13 protein-coding genes and 3 pseudogenes are annotated in these 15954 nt (G+C 69.8%); 7 read left to right on the top strand and 9 right to left on the bottom strand.

Going from position 1 to position 15954, the window contains the following annotated elements; genetic code table 11:
* The first annotated feature begins 47 nt into the window (after positions 1 to 47).
* Positions 48 to 863 carry a hypothetical protein gene (locus tag STROP_RS01890; protein ID WP_011904294.1) on the top strand — a complete coding sequence of 272 codons (816 nt, stop codon included), beginning with the start codon at positions 48 to 50 and terminating at the stop codon, positions 861 to 863.
* Positions 864 to 891: 28 nt separating this feature from the next.
* On the opposite strand, the gene STROP_RS01885 is transcribed toward STROP_RS01890, so the two are convergent.
* Positions 892 to 1638 carry an SDR family NAD(P)-dependent oxidoreductase gene (locus tag STROP_RS01885; RefSeq protein ID WP_028565473.1) on the bottom strand — a complete coding sequence of 249 codons (747 nt, stop codon included), beginning with the start codon at positions 1636 to 1638 and terminating at the stop codon, positions 892 to 894.
* Positions 1639 to 1818: 180 nt separating this feature from the next.
* Between STROP_RS01885 and STROP_RS01880 the strand changes: the two genes are divergently transcribed.
* The gene (locus tag STROP_RS01880) at positions 1819 to 3153 is read left to right on the top strand and encodes a TrkH family potassium uptake protein (RefSeq protein WP_011904292.1); all 1335 of its coding nucleotides are present in this window, start codon (positions 1819 to 1821) and stop codon (positions 3151 to 3153) included.
* Entirely contained in the window at positions 3143 to 3811 is a 669-nt protein-coding gene (locus tag STROP_RS01875) for a potassium channel family protein (RefSeq protein WP_011904291.1), read from the top strand. The genes STROP_RS01880 and STROP_RS01875 overlap by 11 nt, the downstream gene beginning before the upstream one ends.
* A gap of 75 nt (positions 3812 to 3886) precedes the next feature.
* On the opposite strand, the gene STROP_RS01870 is transcribed toward STROP_RS01875, so the two are convergent.
* The 3 genes from STROP_RS01870 to STROP_RS01860 form a co-directional block, all read right to left on the bottom strand.
* Positions 3887 to 5440, bottom strand: coding sequence for a fused MFS/spermidine synthase (locus STROP_RS01870; protein WP_011904290.1), 1554 nt, complete (start codon positions 5438 to 5440; stop codon positions 3887 to 3889).
* A 36-nt stretch (positions 5441 to 5476) separates the two neighbouring features.
* The gene (locus STROP_RS01865; protein WP_011904289.1) at positions 5477 to 6484 is read right to left on the bottom strand and encodes a coiled-coil domain-containing protein; all 1008 of its coding nucleotides are present in this window, start codon (positions 6482 to 6484) and stop codon (positions 5477 to 5479) included.
* A gap of 208 nt (positions 6485 to 6692) precedes the next feature.
* A complete protein-coding gene (locus STROP_RS01860; protein ID WP_011904288.1) occupies positions 6693 to 7505 on the bottom strand; it encodes an inositol monophosphatase family protein in 813 nt (270 codons plus the stop codon).
* A gap of 356 nt (positions 7506 to 7861) precedes the next feature.
* Between STROP_RS01860 and STROP_RS23440 the strand changes: the two genes are divergently transcribed.
* Complete coding sequence (locus STROP_RS23440; protein ID WP_238380261.1) at positions 7862 to 8185, top strand: hypothetical protein; 324 nt, start codon at positions 7862 to 7864, stop codon at positions 8183 to 8185.
* Between the two features lie 701 nt (positions 8186 to 8886).
* Here STROP_RS23440 and STROP_RS01855 read toward each other — a convergent pair.
* Positions 8887 to 9384: pseudogene (locus STROP_RS01855) on the bottom strand (IS30 family transposase); the annotation flags it as partial.
* A gap of 313 nt (positions 9385 to 9697) precedes the next feature.
* Between STROP_RS01855 and STROP_RS25470 the strand changes: the two are divergent.
* Positions 9698 to 9823: pseudogene (locus STROP_RS25470) on the top strand (flavin reductase); the annotation flags it as partial.
* Here STROP_RS25470 and STROP_RS01850 read toward each other — a convergent pair.
* Both STROP_RS01850 and STROP_RS01845 read right to left on the bottom strand, forming a co-directional pair.
* Complete coding sequence (locus STROP_RS01850) at positions 9819 to 10073, bottom strand: Smr/MutS family protein (protein ID WP_011904286.1); 255 nt, start codon at positions 10071 to 10073, stop codon at positions 9819 to 9821. The pseudogene STROP_RS25470 and the gene STROP_RS01850 overlap by 5 nt on opposite strands.
* 79 nt (positions 10074 to 10152) lie before the next feature.
* Complete coding sequence (locus STROP_RS01845) at positions 10153 to 10515, bottom strand: tetratricopeptide repeat protein (RefSeq protein ID WP_011904285.1); 363 nt, start codon at positions 10513 to 10515, stop codon at positions 10153 to 10155.
* Between the two features lie 224 nt (positions 10516 to 10739).
* On the opposite strand from STROP_RS01845, the gene STROP_RS01840 reads away from it, so the two are divergent.
* Entirely contained in the window at positions 10740 to 11465 is a 726-nt protein-coding gene (locus STROP_RS01840; RefSeq protein ID WP_018830919.1) for a methyltransferase domain-containing protein, read from the top strand.
* Positions 11466 to 12728: 1263 nt separating this feature from the next.
* Here STROP_RS01840 and STROP_RS26415 read toward each other — a convergent pair.
* Positions 12729 to 12914, bottom strand: a pseudogene (locus STROP_RS26415) (hypothetical protein); the annotation flags it as partial.
* A 1474-nt stretch (positions 12915 to 14388) separates the two neighbouring features.
* A complete protein-coding gene (locus STROP_RS01830; protein WP_011904282.1) occupies positions 14389 to 14601 on the bottom strand; it encodes an FmdB family zinc ribbon protein in 213 nt (70 codons plus the stop codon).
* Between the two features lie 38 nt (positions 14602 to 14639).
* On the opposite strand from STROP_RS01830, the gene STROP_RS01825 reads away from it, so the two are divergent.
* On the top strand, positions 14640 to 15935 hold the full coding sequence (locus STROP_RS01825; RefSeq protein WP_187151569.1) for a lytic murein transglycosylase: 1296 nt from the start codon (positions 14640 to 14642) through the stop codon (positions 15933 to 15935).
* Positions 15936 to 15954 lie beyond the last annotated feature (19 nt).

Raw genomic sequence — 15954 nt, 5'->3', positions numbered from 1 at the left:
TGAGGATCGACTGCGACACTCCCCTTGACCCGAGAGAGGCAGCAGGTATGACGCAGCGAATCGGGGCCAACCCCCTGGGCCGGCGGGTCACCGTCGGCCCAGCCACCTTCCTGGCCGCCGGTCTGCTACTGACGGGATGTGGAGTTGGAGGCACCGAGCCGCCACCCAGCACCCCGGCCGACCCGAAGGACACCCTGCTCGCCGCGGTGCCGAACGAGACGACGCCGGCGTTCCGCTTCTCCGGCACGGAGGTCGGCGGCGCATCGGTCTCCGGCTCCGTTGACCCGCTCCTCAAGGCGATGGAGCTGACCTTCATCCAGACTGATATCGAGACCAAGGCCGGGGGCGAGTTCAGCATGACGATGTCCCTCCGGCTGATTGACGAGCGCGCCTGGACGAAGGTGAGCGTCGGGGAGACGGCCGAGATGAACGAACAGCTCGGGTTGCCGCGGCAGTGGGTGGAGCTCGACCAGAGCAAGCTCTCCTCAATCCCCGAGTATGACGGCGCCGATATGGGCAACGCCGCGTTGATCATACGAGCGGCTGACGAGGTGCAGCAGCAGGCAGACGGCTCATACACCGGCACGGTCGACCTGACGGACGAGTCGGAGGTCGCCGAGGTCGTGATGAACGGGGACATCGCGGCGTTGGGCGAACAGGCGACGTCGCTTCCGTTCACCGCGGTGATCGGAAGCGACGGCAACCTCGACACGCTGAGTGTGGACCTCCCCGCGGTCGACGAACAACCGGCCGCCGAGTACGTGGTGAAGTACTTCGACTACGGCAACGCACCGGCGATCACTCCGCCCGCCGGCGACGTGGCGCCGGCGCCCGATGCTGTCTACGAGATGCTGGGCGAGTGAGCGGACGGCGGTGGGGTCGCCGTCGCCGTCACCGGCCCAGGACCGACCCGCCGTCGACGCCGAGGACCTGCCCGGTGACGTAACCGGCGGCGGGGCCGGCGAGGTAGCGGACTGCGGCGGCGATGTCGTCCGGGGTGCCGGCCCGCCCGACCAGCGTGGCCGCGACCCGCCGGGCGTGCCCCTCGGGGGTCCTCCGGCCACCGAAGAACTCGGTGTCCACGACGTACCCGGGGCTGACCACATTGACCGTGACCTGGTCCGGACCGAGCCGCACCGCCAAGTCGTACGCCCAGCCGTGCAGCGCGGCCTTCGCCGCGGAGTGTGGCCCACCTCCGCCCTGCTGCGCCGCGGCCGAGCTGACCAGAATCACCCGGCCGCCGGGGCGCCGCAGGGTTGGTCGCAGCGCCTCGGTGAGCAGGACGGCGGTGAGGAGGTTCGCCTCGAGACTGGCCCGCCACTGCTCGGCGACCCCGGCCAGGGTGTCAGGCTCCCCACCGAGGTAGCCCCCGGCGTTGTTGACGACGGCGTCCACCGCCCGGCCGTCGACCGCCTCGACCACCCGGGGAACCTGCTGCGGATCGGTCAGGTCCGCCACCACCGCCCGGACCGCGCCGGGTCGGGCGAGGTCCCAGGAGAGCCGAGCCGTGGTGGCCCGCAGCGCGTCCTCCCGGCGGCCCACGACGAGCACATCGAAACCGTCAACGGCGAGCACCTGTGCGGTGGCTGCCCCGATCCCGGTGCCGCCCCCACTAACCACGGCCAGCCGCTCGCCCATGCGCTGTCCCCCTTCGAAGCCGCCGTCGATCAGGAGGTTAGCGGGGTGCGCCCGTACCGGGGAGCCACCGGCCGTAGGTTTACCTGAAACGCCCACATAATGCCGATTCCTCGTCGCCGGTCGGCTCTCCGGAGCGCCAATTCCACCCCACCACCCACGGCGAAAAGTGAAGATTGTCGGGTGCAATGGCTGTTACGGCGCCCCGTGCGACTGGTGCCGATCGGGTTCGGTGCCACGATCCTCATCGGTACCCTCGCGCTGATGCTGCCATGGGCGACCGGCCAGCAGCGACACACACCCTTCGTTACCGCCCTCTTCACCTCGGCCTCCGCGGTCTCGGTGACCGGCCTGGCCGTGGTGGACACGCCGAACTACTGGAACGACTTCGGCCTGGCGGTGATCACCATCCTCACCCAGGTCGGCGGCCTCGGCATCGTGACCGGCGCCACCCTGGTCATCCTGGCGGTGTCCCACCAGCTCGGGCTGCGCAACCGGCTACTCGTGCAGGCCGAGACCGCCGAATTCGGCCTCGGCGATGTCCGCCGGCTGCTGTTTCGGATCGCTGCCATCGCACTGACCACAGAGGCGATCATCACCGTCATCCTGACCCTGCGGTTGTGGGTCAAGTACGACTACGCCTTCGGCGAGGCGCTCTGGACCGGCGTCTTCCATGCCGTGCAGGCCTTCAACAACGGCGGCTTCGCCCTCTACAGCGACGGCCTGATCGGGCTCTCCAGCGACGCCTGGCTCATCCTGCCGATGGCGTTCGGGGCGCTCCTTGGCGGGCTCGGCTTCCCCGCCCTGTTCGAAGCCGTTCGAAGCGGGCGGCGCCCGAGGTGCTGGTCGGTCTCCACCAAGCTCACCATCTGGGGCAGCGTCACCCTGGTGACCGTCGGCTTCCTCGCCCTCCTGGCCACCGAGTGGTCCAACCCGTACACCCTGGGCATCCGGCCGTGGCCGGAGAAGATCCTCGCCGCGTTCGCCCAGAACGCGTTCTTCCGTACAGGCGGGTTCAACGTGATCAACATCGAGGCGCTCGGCGAGGAGAGCATCCCGGCGATCATCGCATTGATGTTCATCGGGGGCGGCAGCGCCAGCACCGCCGGCGGCATCAAGGTCAGCACCTTCTTTCTCCTTGCCTTCGTGATCTGGGCCGAACTGCGGGGCGAGCCGGACGTCACCATCCGGCACCGCCGGATCGCTACCGCCAGCCAGCGACAAGCAGTCACGGTGGCGCTGCTCGGAGTGGCAATCGTGGTCGTCGGCACGGTGACGTTGATCCTGCTAACCCAGGGGGTACCGCACCACGTGGCGCTCTTCGAGGTGACCTCGGCCTTCAGCACCGCTGGCCTTTCCCTCGGCGTCGCGCCCGACCTGCCCGACGGCGGGCAGTATGTACTTATTGTCCTGATGTATATCGGTCGGGTCGGCTCACTGACCCTGGGGTCGGCACTCGCGCTGAACACCCGACGACGGCTGTACCGCTACCCGGAGGAGCAACCCCTTGTCGGCTAGGAAAGACCAACACAGCGGGGTCATCGTGGTGGGGCTCGGACGCTTCGGCTCCCACCTCGCCGACACGCTCGTGCAGCTCGAGCATCCGGTACTGGCCATCGACCAGGACGCGGAGCGGGTGCAGCGGTGGGCGAACCGAATTGACCGGGTGGTGCAGGCCGATGCCACCGACGAGGAGGCGCTGAGCCAGCTCGGCGCGGCGGACCTCGGCCGGGCCGTGGTGGCCATCGGCGCCTCATTGGAGGCGAGCGTACTGTCCGTCCTGGCCCTCACCGAACTGGGAATACCGCAGATCTGGGCACGGGCCACCTCGCCGGAGCACGCGAAAATCCTCGCCTCGGTCGGGGCCCGCCACGTGATCTTCCCCGAGGCGGAGGCCGGCGAACGGCTGGCCCATCTGATCGTCAGCCGGATGCTGGACTTCATCGAGTTCGGCGACGACTTCGTGATCGCCAAGGTCCGCACCCCGGAGAGCCTCACCGGCCGCCCGCTTCGCGAGCTGACCCCAGAGCACCGCCGCGGCGTACAGGTGGTGGGGGTGAAACTGGCCGGTAAACGGTTCCAGGCGGCCACCGAGGACACCGTACTCAGCTCCGGAACCATGCTGATCGTGGAGGGCGGCAGCGAGGAGGTGCAGTCGTTCGCCGCGCTCAGCTGACCGGGGCGAGACCCACCAACCCGCGACGGTGCAGCAGGTCGGGGCGGCGAATCCAACCGGGGCCGGCGGCGGCAGTCACCCGGTCGCGAGCAGCTGGTCCACTGGGGCGTAGTCATCGGTCAGCACCAGTGCGCCGGCGACGAACTCCTGCAGCGCCGCGCCGTCCAGCACGACCGCGCCCGGGTCGACCTCGCTCAGCCGCTCTCGGACAGCTGCCAGCGGCAACGGCACGTCCGAGGCGACGATGACGAAGTTGGACCCCTGCTCACCGGCGAGCGCGGCCGGCGGGGCGATCAGGGCCACCTGCCGGAACTCGGCCGCGACGGTGGCCACCTCACTGCGGATGAAGCGCAGGGGCGGATAGTCGATGACGTTCTGCACGTACCCGCCATCGGGACGGATCACCCGGCGGATCTCAGCGGCCATCTCCCGGGTAGCGAGGTGCCACGGCACCACCAGGTGTCCGAACGCGTCCCCCACCACCAGGTCCTGGCTCTCCGCCGGCTCGGCGGCGACCAACATCCGGGCGTCCCCCACCACCGCACGCAGATCCGGCCCCTGACGCACGCCGAGCTTCTCCTCGCCCAGCTCGACCAACCCGCCATCAATTTCGAAGACCACGTTCTCGGTGCCCGGCCGGGTGGCGGTCAGGTACCGCGGCACGGTGAAACCACCTCCGCCCAGGTGCAGCGCGTCCAGCCGGCGGCCCGCGGGCGCCATGACGTCGGCGACCGCCCCGATCCACCGGGTGTACGCGTACTCCAGGTGAGTCGGATCGGCCAGGTCCACGTACGAGTGCCGCGCCGAGTTGAGCAACAGCGTGCGCCCGCTCGCCCGGCCTGGGTCTGTCTCGACCCGGGCGCAGTGGTAGGCCGTCTCGATGTCACACGGGTTCGGGGCGACTGTGGTAAGCCCGGCGCCGAGCAGACCGAGCACGGCCAGGCTGGCCGACACCCGGGCGGGGCCGGTCAACTGTCCGCCTGCCGTCCGCCCCAGCCACCAGCCGAGGATCAGCCCGACGAGCCCCAGGGAGACGGCCAGGCCGAGCAGGATCACCGTGCTGGGCAGCGCGGCCACCAACACGAAGCCGGTGACCAGGGTGGCAGTGACCGCACCCAGGGTGCCGATCGAGGAGAGCCAGCCGACGACCTGGCCGGTGCGGCGCAGGTCGGACAGCTGGAGTTTGACCACCAGCGGGGTGACCGCCGACAGCAGCATCGCCGGCACGAAGACGGCCAGCGCGACGAGCAGCAGGATCGCGGACGCCGCCCCGCCCCGCAGCACCTCTCCGGCGTACCGGACCACGGGCAGGGTCACCGCGGTGGCGATCCCGGCGAGCACCAGCGCCGGGGCCAGCAGGGTGCGCGGGTCCCGGCGGTCCGCCAGCCACCCACCGGCCCACGCCCCGTAGGCGATCGCGGCCAACGCGATGCCGATCACCGAGCTGGTCACCTGGAGGGTCACCCCGACGTACGGACCGACCAGGCGCAGCGCTGCCGTCTCCAGCACCAGAACCGCGCCGCTGGAGAAGAAGACCAGGAACGCGGCCAGCCCTTTGGGCAGGGCCGGACCAGTCGCCGACCCGAGTCGGGCCGGCCGGACGGGAGCGTGGGACGAGGCGGAGTTCACCCGCGCGATGGTACGCAGCGAAGGTCGCCGCTCGAGTCAGTACATCGAAACATGAACGTGATTGGTGTGGTCGCCGGCGGGGCTCCCACCACCGTTATATGATCGCCAACCAGTATTCGGCATCCATATCTGTCGATACCAGATGACATACATCACACCGAGTCGGCTCGCGTTGTTCTTCAGGTAGGCCGCCAGCTGGTCACCGTACGTCTTGTCTCCGCCGGTCGCGGAGACGTTCTCGAAACCACCAGGTGCGGCGGAGAAGTCACAGGCCTTCCCCTTCGGGTGCTCGCCGCCACCACCACTGCGGTAACAGGAGACGTGCCGTTTGAAACCGTCCGCCTGGGACTGCTTGAGCATGTGCAGTGTGCGCGGAGAGATGCAGCCAGACGTGGTCGGATCGTTGACCGAGCAGGACTCCGACGGCCAGGAGCCGTCCGAGTTCCGGGGCGCTGACGCGGCGCTGGCCGAACCGCCACCGAATCCGGAACCCCCACCCGAGCTGACCGCGGCGAGCGCCACCTCCGCCGCCTTCTTGTTCTTCGCCAGGACGTCGAGCTGCTTCTCCTGCTCGCGGACCTCGGAGTCAATCGCGATCTTGGCGTTCTTCGCCGCCTCCCGGCCCTCGGTCAGCTCGCGCACCTTACGGCCGTCCCGCTGGGCCATCACGTCCAGATTCATCGCCCGATTCAGGAACTCGTCGGGCGACGTGCTCTCCAACAACGTCGCCATCGGGGTGAGTCGACCCAACCGGTACGACTGCGCGGCCACCTCGCCCACCTGGGCGGTCAGGTCAGTCAGCCGCGCCTCCACCGTCTTCAGCTCGGTGGCCAGTTCCCCCTGCCGGCGCTTGGAGTTCTTCAGCTTGGCCGTGGCGTCGATGTGCGCTTTGGCGGCGGCCGTCAGCGCATTCCGCAACTTCTCGGTGCCGCCCTCACCAGGCTCGGCGTGGGCGGGCACGGCGCCGAGTAGCACCGCCACGGCCACCGCCACGGCGAGAGCAGTCAGCGGACTGGAACCCCGGCGGGGCGGGACTGTGCGCACGGTGAATCCTTCCCGTCTGCCATCAGCCCCCACGACCCCCGATGTTCGGCGGCCCCGTCGGCGCCACGCGGCGGCCAGCGGGCGGAGACCGCGGCCACGATACCGGACCGGCGGCCACCGCGAGACCCCAACTCCGCCGGCTCGACACCGGGGGACGTGGGGTGGCGCACACCGTCACGCACTACTGGACTCTCGGTGGCGCCTGCCGTCACGCTCCGCCGAAAAACGCCTCCCGGGCCGCTGTCCAAACCCGCTCATCCGCCGCGACGAGCAGGCCCTCCCCCTCAACAGCCGGGTGGTACTCAGCTCCGTCGAAGCGCCGGGCGACCCCGCCGGCGGCCCGGACCAGGCGGGTGCCGGGCACGTGGTCCCAGGGCAGGGTGTGCCAGAAGAGCACGAACTGCTGCACTCCGAGAAGTAGGTCCAGATACTCCCGCCCGGCGCAGTGCTGACCGGGAAGGAGCTCACCCAGCCGCGCACCGGCCGCCTGCACCCGCGGGCGGAAGGCCGCCGGCAGGTAGCGAGACATCGCCGCGCCCCGTAGCCGGCCCGGGTCAGCCGACGCTCCGGTCGTACGTACCGCACGCCCGTTCACGTACGCCCCCGCACCGGGGCGCGTGACAGCGAGCGTGCCGACCAATGGGTCGAACACCCACGCGGCGCTCGGATCTCCGTCGATCAACAGGGCCACCATCAACACGAACGGCCGGCGACCGGCAGCGAAGTTGGCGGTACCGTCGATCGGATCCACCAGCCACACGGGGCCGGAGCGGCGCAGCTCCCGCAGCAGCTCCGGGTCCTCCGCGACGGCCTCCTCACCGACCACCACCGAGTCGGGCCACAGCCGGCGCAGACCCGCCGAGATCAGCTCCTCCGCCCGCCGATCGGCGACGGTAACGAGGTCACCGGGGGCCTTCTCCTCGATGTCGGCGTCGTCCAGCTGGCGGAACAGCGGCAGCACAACCTGGTCAGCCGCCGTACGCAGGAGCGTGCCGACCTCGTCGAACAGGTTTTCAGTCACGGGACGGACGTCGCTTCTCGACCGCCTCCGAGGCCACCGTCTTTCTCATCTCCCCGTTCTACCGCCTCCCGGGCCCCGCCGGCTTCATTTCTTCCAGAAGCAGCGCCAGAACGAGAGTCGCCACGTCGACATGGCGGTAGATCGTTTCCGTAACTGGAACTCACGACACGACAAGTAGTACCTAGCGTCCATGCCGTGCGCGTTCCGCCCACCGGCCACGGTCGTTGCGGTAGCGGGCAGGGACCAGAAATCGAGGTCGATTGAACCAATATATCGTGGCGACTGAGACCGCCAACAACGGGTGCGCTCCGGCCAGACCATTGTTGAAGCGATCACCCACTGCTACGATGGCGGAGGTGGGCTCCGCCGTTTCAACGACCTCTTCTAGCAGCGGTGGGGCACCGCCGAGAACTGCCAAACTCGCCGCTCACTCTGTACTAACCGGAAGTGACGCCACGCTTGGCCTCGCCCGTAAACAACTCATCACCTTAAAGGGCGTCATGCTCCCGACATTCCTGCAGAACCAGCCCGGCGGATATGACAAGCTGAGCGATTTCGAGCAGGGATTCGTCGATGCGATTCTTACTCGTGTGGGATCGGAAAACCGCAGGGTGGCCAGTCTCAAAGCTAACCACGACGACTATCTGCGTCAGCCGGCAGGGAGGTTGATGCCACGTTGATGAACCTCGAAAGAGTCGCTGCCCTTCTCCCTTTCATACCATTGCTGGCCATCCCGGGATGGGGCGTTTGGCGCATGGGGCGTGGCCTTCGCGCGGGTACCTGGCGCCGGCCTGGTTGGTTCGGCCACGCCGTCTGGGTATCCTTGTTCCTGCTGGTTTTGGTGTGGTTGTGGGGAGCACTGTCGGGCGGGCTCGACATTGAAGAAAGTTGTCGCTTTCAACATCGCCAACCATACGACGACGCATACTATAGTGCGCATCGAGACGACTACTTCAGGCTGTTCCCGTTGAGCAGGAATTGCAACGCCGATTACGACATGGTGGCGAGTTGGGTGAACCCCGCCGTGGCTGCACTGTCGTTGCTTGCCATAGTCAGTCTGACAGGCGCCGTAGCGGCATTAGCATGCCAAAAGACACGGACGCAACGAAAGAAAGGGTGAGCCTTGTGAAGGATGTCAGGTTGTCGCGCCCGCGGATTGCTTCGGACGGCGGCGATCACTGGCGCAGCTGTTGCTGTTGTGGTCCATGCAAGCGGAGCAGCACTAGCGGCACCGTCCGTCGGCGGCCGCGTGCCCACCTGGCGTGACTCCACGTCACTCAATGGCTGGCCAGTGCTGAATCAGACCGGTTGACCCGCACCGTCTGGCAGTACCGGCACGTCCCGTCGTGGCGGATTCCAGGGGTCGTCGCAACACAGGTGATCAATTGGCTGTTGCCAGGAATTTAGCGAGGCGTTCGGCTGGGGTGTCCCAGCCGAGCGTTTTGCGTGATCGGCTGTTTAGCTCGGCGGCCACGGCGTCCAGGTCCCCGCGGCTGTAGCGGGTCAGGTCGGTGCCCTTGGGGAGGTACTGGCGTAGCAGACCGTTGGTGTTCTCGTTCGACCCGCGCTGCCAGGGCTTGCCGGGATCGCAGAAGAAGACGGGCATGTCGGTGGCGGTGCTAAACTGTGTGTGCAGGGCCACTTCGGATCCCTGATCCCAGGTCAGGGAGCTTTTGAGCTGGGCCGGCAGGCTCGAGACAGTCTGGACGAGAGCGTCACGGACCTGGGCGGGCTGGCGGCCGTTGGGCAGGTGGACCAAAGCGACGAAGCGGGTGGTGCGTTCGACGAGCGTGCCGATCGCTGACGTGTGGGCCTTGCCGATGATGAGGTCGCCCTCCCAGTGCCCGCTCGTTGTCGCCGCTGCGGTAGTCGAGAGCCTTGGGTGACGACCCGGCCCTTTGTCCGCCCCATAACGGTTCGGATGCCGCAACGGTCCCGGTGCGGACCGCGCCGCGTGCAACGCCATCCCATTCTTAGAGGAGGTCGAAGTGCGTATCCGCTGGTTCAGCCGCCGGAAAAGCAATCCGCCGGTAGCGCCGCACCATGCCGCAGGAACGCACCGCACGGTAGGCCGCGCCGCGCGAACCCCCCGTACCGCCTGGCAGCACCGAGCCCGGTCCGGCCGGTCAATCCGCCGGTCTGGATGACCCAACCCACCGTCGCCAACCCCCAGGTAGGCCGCGTCGGCTGGCTGCGGCGCCGACTGGCCCTGCCAGCCCGCGCGGCTCGCGTTGCTGGATGAGTATCGCGGCAGGAGGTCAGCCCTCAGAGAGAGGTTTGTGCACTGGTGCTGGCGAGCGGAACCCGAGCACCCTACTTCCAGCGAAAGTGCACGAAGACCCGGCCGAAGTTCTTCGAGTCCTTCTCCACCCGGTGGTAGAGCGCCTTGACGTCCTTCTGATCAAGGAACCGCAGCACCCGCTTCTTGAGCTGGCCGGACCCTTTGCCTGGGATGATCTCCACCAGGGTGGCCTTCTTCGCCACCGCCTCGTCGATGACTCCGCGCAGGGCCCGGTCGATGTCGGTGCCCCGGTTGTAGATGTCGTGCAGGTCCAGCTTCAGCTTCACCGCCGGGCCTCCGCCGGGTCGATTCCGTTGCCACCACCATGGTAGGTGGCGGGGCGGGCGACGGGCCGCCCGGTAAGGGTCAACGACCGACCCGGGCCTGCACCCGGCGCAACGCCGCCTGGTAGTCGGCGTTGCCGTGGTGCATCGCCGCCGCGATGCGCAGATGCCGCAACGCGTCCACCGGCCGATTCAGCCGCTCCAGCGTCCGGCCCAACACGTGGTGGGCGTAGTGGTCACTCGGGTCCCGATCAACCAACTCGCGTAGCTGCTCCTCGGCGCGGCTGAGCTGCGCTGAGGAGAAGTACGACCGGGCCAGCAGTTGGCGCACGGCGGTGTTGCCGGGCTCGGCCGCGAGGATGGGCTCCAGCAGCCGCGCCGCTTCGGACGGATCCCCGGCTTCGAAGCACCGGGTCGCCCGTCGATACTCGGCCAGCAGATCCATCCGACCCACCCCTCCTGTCGTGTCGGCGCACTGCCCTCCGCCGCCGACACCACCACGAGACACTGGGGCGCTCTGCACACCACACAGCGGTAACCGGCCTACCCGTTGAGAATAGGTTCACGGGGCGAGGCCGGGAACCCGAAGCGACCCACGTCCGGTCTCAGCCCGCCAAGGCCGGGGGCATACCGGACGGTTTTCCGGGTAACGGGCGGCCGGAGGTGGCCATGGTCGCGCTGACACTGACCCCGCCCTCAGCACAACGGCTGCGGGCGGTTGACGAGTTCCTCGCCGATGCCTGGGCGGACCAGGCGCGGCACGACAGCCGGCTGCGGGATCTCGCCGTCGAGGTGGACTTCGACCGGGGAGTCGCCCACCTGACCGGAGAGGTCGACGAGCCGGGTGACCTACGTCTGGTGCGGGACCGGGTCGGCCAGCTCGCCGGGGTCCTGGCCGTCTGGGCCCGGGTCCGGGTCGGGGGCCGGGATCCGGTCGTGGTGGACCTGGGCTGCGGGGGAACCAAACAGTGGCCGGACAACCTGGGCCTGGACATCTACCCCGCGGTCGGGGTCGACGCGGTGGCGGACCTGTCGCGCAGCCTGCCGCTGGCCGACAACTCGGTGGACGTCTTCTTCGCCGTCCACATCCTGGAGCACCTGATCGACTTCCTGCCGTTGGTGGACGAGGCGCACCGGGTTCTCCGGCCCGGTGGCGTCCTGCACGTGATGAGCCCCTGGTGGGGGCATGTCAACGCGGTCGCCGACCCCACCCACGTACGGCTACTCGACATCCAGACCATCAAGGGCATCTGCCTCCAACGCCCACCGGATGCTCCGCGCTGGTACCCCCTGCACGCCGGCTGTGACGGGGCCAGCATCTTCGCCGACCTGACCCTCCTGCCGCCCGATGCGCCAGTTCCCACGCAGGCCCACCTGGCCCGCTTCTTCGCCTGACCTCAGTCGGGCTCGAGACCGACCCGGGTGGTTTCCGGCGCACTCGGGACACGACGTGGCCGCTCCAGGGGGGCTGGCCACCTCCAGGGGACCGGTGAAGGCGGACGGGGCGACACCAGCGGCGAAACGGGTGGAATCAGCGGCCAGGTCCGGGTGTTCGACGCCGAGCGCCACCGTCGCCGCCTCCCGAATACCCAACCCCGTGCCCTCGCCGTACGCCCGGTCGAAGGTGACATCCCCGAGCGTCCCGTGCACCTGCGCCTGCCACCGCGCAAAGTAGTCGCCGTTGATGCCCGGCACCGAGCCCAGGGCGGCCCCCCTCGCCTGCGCCGCGCCGAAGAGTCGCGCGGCGGTCAGCGGATCGCCCCCCGCGGCACAGCGCACCGCGATCGCCTGCAGCGTGTCACAGGCACGACGGTGGAAGCCGTGCGCCATCCGGGACCGCAGCGACACCGACAGATGCTCGTGCGCGGCGATCAGGTCGCCACGGGCGAGCGCCACCAGGCCGAGCAGCATGTCCACCGTCCGGCGGCCCCGTTCCGCCGGGCGACTCGCCTCGACCGGGCGGGCCGCGCCGAGCAGCTCCGCCGCCTCGTCCAGGGCACCCCGACACCACAGCAACTCCGCCAGGCTGAGGACGGCGAAGAGGGCATCGTCCACCACGTCCTGCCGCTGTGCCCAGCCAATGACCTCCCGGCACACCTGTTCCGCCTGGGCAAGCTGCCCCAGGTCGACCAGGGGAGCCGCCCGGCTGGACAATACCCGGGCCAGCAGGCCGGCGTCACCGGTCCGCCGGGCCACCGCCTCCGCCCGCTGTGAGAAGCGCAGCTCCTCGACAAAGTCGCCGTCCGCCCCCGCATGCAGTGAATGCGTGTGGTAGCCCACCGCCAGCTCCGCATCCGGGATGCGCTCACCGGTTTCGGCGCTGCGGTCGTACAACTGAGACAGCCAGAGCCGGCCCTTCCCAGCCAGGCCCCGCTCCCGCCACCACTGATCCAGCCCGACGACGAGCGCGAGCCCCGACCGGGCGCTACCGCCCGTCGCACACCACCGAAGCGCGGTCCGTAGCTCACCGGCGAGCGGATCGAACGCGTACAGCGAGAGCGTTACCGGGCGGCCGTCCGGCCCCGAGCCCAACCGCCGTACCGCATCCGCGGACCAGGCCACGTGTCGATTCCGCGCCGCCTGTTCCTCGCCCGCCGCCGCCAGCCGGCCGGCCGCGTACGCGCGAATCGGGTCGAGCATTCGGTAGGTGCTACCACCGATGTCCGGCTCGGCCAACACCATCGACTTCTCCACCAGCACCGACAGCGGATCGAGCTGGTCGTCCTCCAACAGCCACTCCACTGTCGCCAGATCCACCGGCCCGGTAAACACCGCCAGCCAGCGGAGCAGCCGGGCCGCCCCCGCGCCCAACTGCTGGTACGACCAGCTGAGGTTTGCCTGCATGGTGCGGTGACGCATGGCCAGCCCGGGCCCGGGATCATCCCGGCCCGTATCGAGGGCACACGGCACGTCGTCGAGACGATCGGCGAGCTGCCCAACCGAGAGCACCCGCAGCCGGGCAGCGGCCAGTTCGATGGCGAGCGGCAGGCCATCCAGCCGACGTACGACCCGACGCAGGTCCACCCACTCCGCCGGATCGGGCCGTCGACCGCCCCGCGCCGCCGTGGCACGGTCGAGCAGCAGGGCAACCGCGTCGCTTTCCGCTCCGGTCACCGGTGAGTCGACCGAGAGCGGAGGAATTCGCCACACCACCTCACCGGGAAGTCCGAACGACTCCCGACTGGTCGCGAGCACCCGCACCCCCACCCCACCGGCGAGCAGCTGGGAGATCACCTCGGCTGCCGCCGGCAGCTGGGCGTCAGCGGTGTCCAACAGCACCAGCATCCGGCGGGCGGCGGCGTACTCCACCAGGGTGTCCATCATCGAACGGCCAGGCTCCCGACGAAGGCCGAGCCCAGCGGCGACCGCGCACGCCACCATCCCCGGCTCCACCACCGTGGCGAGGTCGACGAACCAGACACCATCTGGATAGGACTCGACCAGGTCGGCGGCGAGTTCCACCGCCAGCCGGGTCTTGCCGGATCCCCCGGCGCCGACCACCGTGACCAGGCGGTTGTTCTCCACCAGCCGGCGCAGCTCGGCCCACTCGGCCTGCCGGCCGACGAACGAGGTGACCTGGGTGGGCAGGTTGTGCGCCACCGCGTCAGCAGTACGCGGACGCGGGAACTGCCGCTCCAGGCCCGGCGCGGTCAGCTGGAAGAGCCGTTCCCGGTCGTCGAAGCCGCGCAGCCGGTGCAGGCCCAGGTCGAGTAGGGAGGCGCCGCTGGGCAACGGGGCGGCGTGCTGGACGGTCGCCGCGGAGCAGAGCACCTGTCCACCGTGCGCAGCGGCGGCGACCCGGGCGGCCCGGTGCACCTCCGCGCTCGCGTACTCGCCGTCGCGAGGCTCCGCCCACCCGGTGTGCAGCCCCATCCGTACCCGCGGGGTGGCGTCCGGGGTCGGCCAGTCGTGGTTGGTCAGGGCACGTTGGGCGGCCAGGCAGGCGGTTAGCGCGGCGGACGCGTCCGCGAAGGCGAGGAAGAACGAGTCACCCTCGGTGAGCAGCTCCGCTCCCTTGGTAGCCACGATGGTGCGGCGCAGCAGGCGCCGATGTTCCCACAGCACCGGCCGGTAGTCGGGTCCGAGCAGTTGGGCCAGCCGGGTGGAGCCCTCGATGTCGGTGAAGACGAAGGTCACCCACCCGGCCGGGAGGTGGATCCGTGGCGACATGCGTGGAACCTCCGCCCAGGACGTCTGGTTCATGCTGTCGGATCCAGCCCGTCACGCATCGCGAAATGACGGCCCGGTCCTGCTCCAACGTGCCACTCCGCGCCGACGTCGGCAAGCGCGGTGAGACGTCGGCGAATCGAATGCCCGCTCAGCAGCCGCAGCCACCGCCGCAGCAGCCACCACCTGCGGTGGGAGCGGTCCCGCCGAATCCACCAAGACCGACTGTCGCGACCGTGGAGAGGAGTTTGACCGTCTCGTCGTGCCCCTGCGGGCAGCGGGCCGGCGCGGCGGCCCGGGCCATGGGCCGATTGACCTCGAAGGTGTCGCCGCAGGCGCGGCAACGAAACTCGTACCGGGGCATGCCTCCAGCCTACGACCGCCCCAGACGACCAAGCGGACATGGGTAATACTCGACAGGTGGTGGACGGCGAGGAGAACCAGACCCTCCGGCCCCTACGCCCGGCCACACCGGGCGGGGGAGCGCAGAGCGGCTCCGGCGTGGCCGCCGGCCAGCGACCCGGGCGGGTGCCCCGGCCGCGCCGACCGTGGCTGCGACCGCCAACGGCCCCGGACGTGGAGCCGACGCGGGCCCCCGACGCGGCGACCACGGATGATCCGAAGTCCGATCTGTCCACCGCGGCCGACCCCACCGCGGCCGACCCCACCGCCGCCCGGGCCCGAGTCGACACCACCGTTGCGACGGCCGACTCCGACGAGCCCTCCCACACCGACGCTGACCCGGTCGACGAGCCGTCGGGTTCCGGTGACCCGGCCGGGCCGGAGCGAGCCGCCCGAGCTCAGCGGCGCCGGACCCGCTTCGCGCACGCCATCCGCGTCACCCCCACCCGACTGGCCGTCAACGCGGCACGTTCGGTCCACCGCTGGTCGCGACGGCCAAGCGGCCAGCTCACCGTCCCCGGCGGCTTCCTGCTGCTCCTGGTCACGGCGACCGTGGCGGCCGGTGCCCTGCTGTTGCCCGCCACGGTGCGCTCCGACCCGGACACCACCGTCGCCAGCCCCGGCACGACGGCCGCGCCGACCTCCGCGCCCGACGGGGCGGCACCGGCGGGCACCCTGCCCCCACCCGACCCCACGATGACCGGCCCGACCCCGGGTCTGGGTCGACCCGCCGACACGCTCGCAAGCTGGGCGGCCCAGACCGGCCCGAAGGTCGGCATCGCACCGGTCGCGTTGCAGGCCTACGGCTACGCCGAACTGGTCCTCGCCCAGACCAACCGCAGCTGCGGCCTGAGCTGGACCACGCTCGCCGCGATCGGGCACGTCGAGTCGGCGCACGGGCAGGCCAACAACGCCCAGCTCGGCCCGGACGGGCGGGCCGCCCCGGAGATCATCGGCCTACCGCTGGACGGGCAGGGCGGGCGGATGCTGATTCGCGACACCGACCGCGGCACGCTGGACCAGGACGCCACCTACGACCGGGCGATCGGGCCGATGCAGTTCATTCCGACCACCTGGCAGGAGATCGGAGCCGACGCGGACAGCGACGGCCGCAAGGACCCGCACGACATCGACGACGCCGCCCTGGCCGCCGCCAACTATCTGTGCAAGGGCGGCCGGAACCTGACCGTCGCCGGCGACTGGTGGAACGCCATCCTGTCGTACAACAACGTGCGGCAGTACGCTCAGGACGTTTTCGACAAGGCCAACCAGTACGGGCAGGCAAGCCGGACCTGACACGATCATCCACCTTCTC

The organism is Salinispora tropica CNB-440 (genome assembly GCF_000016425.1).
Lineage (GTDB): Bacteria > Actinomycetota > Actinomycetes > Mycobacteriales > Micromonosporaceae > Micromonospora > Micromonospora tropica.
The sequence above is the reverse complement of the archived record's forward strand: the minus strand, read 5'-3'. Positions and strand labels throughout refer to the sequence as shown.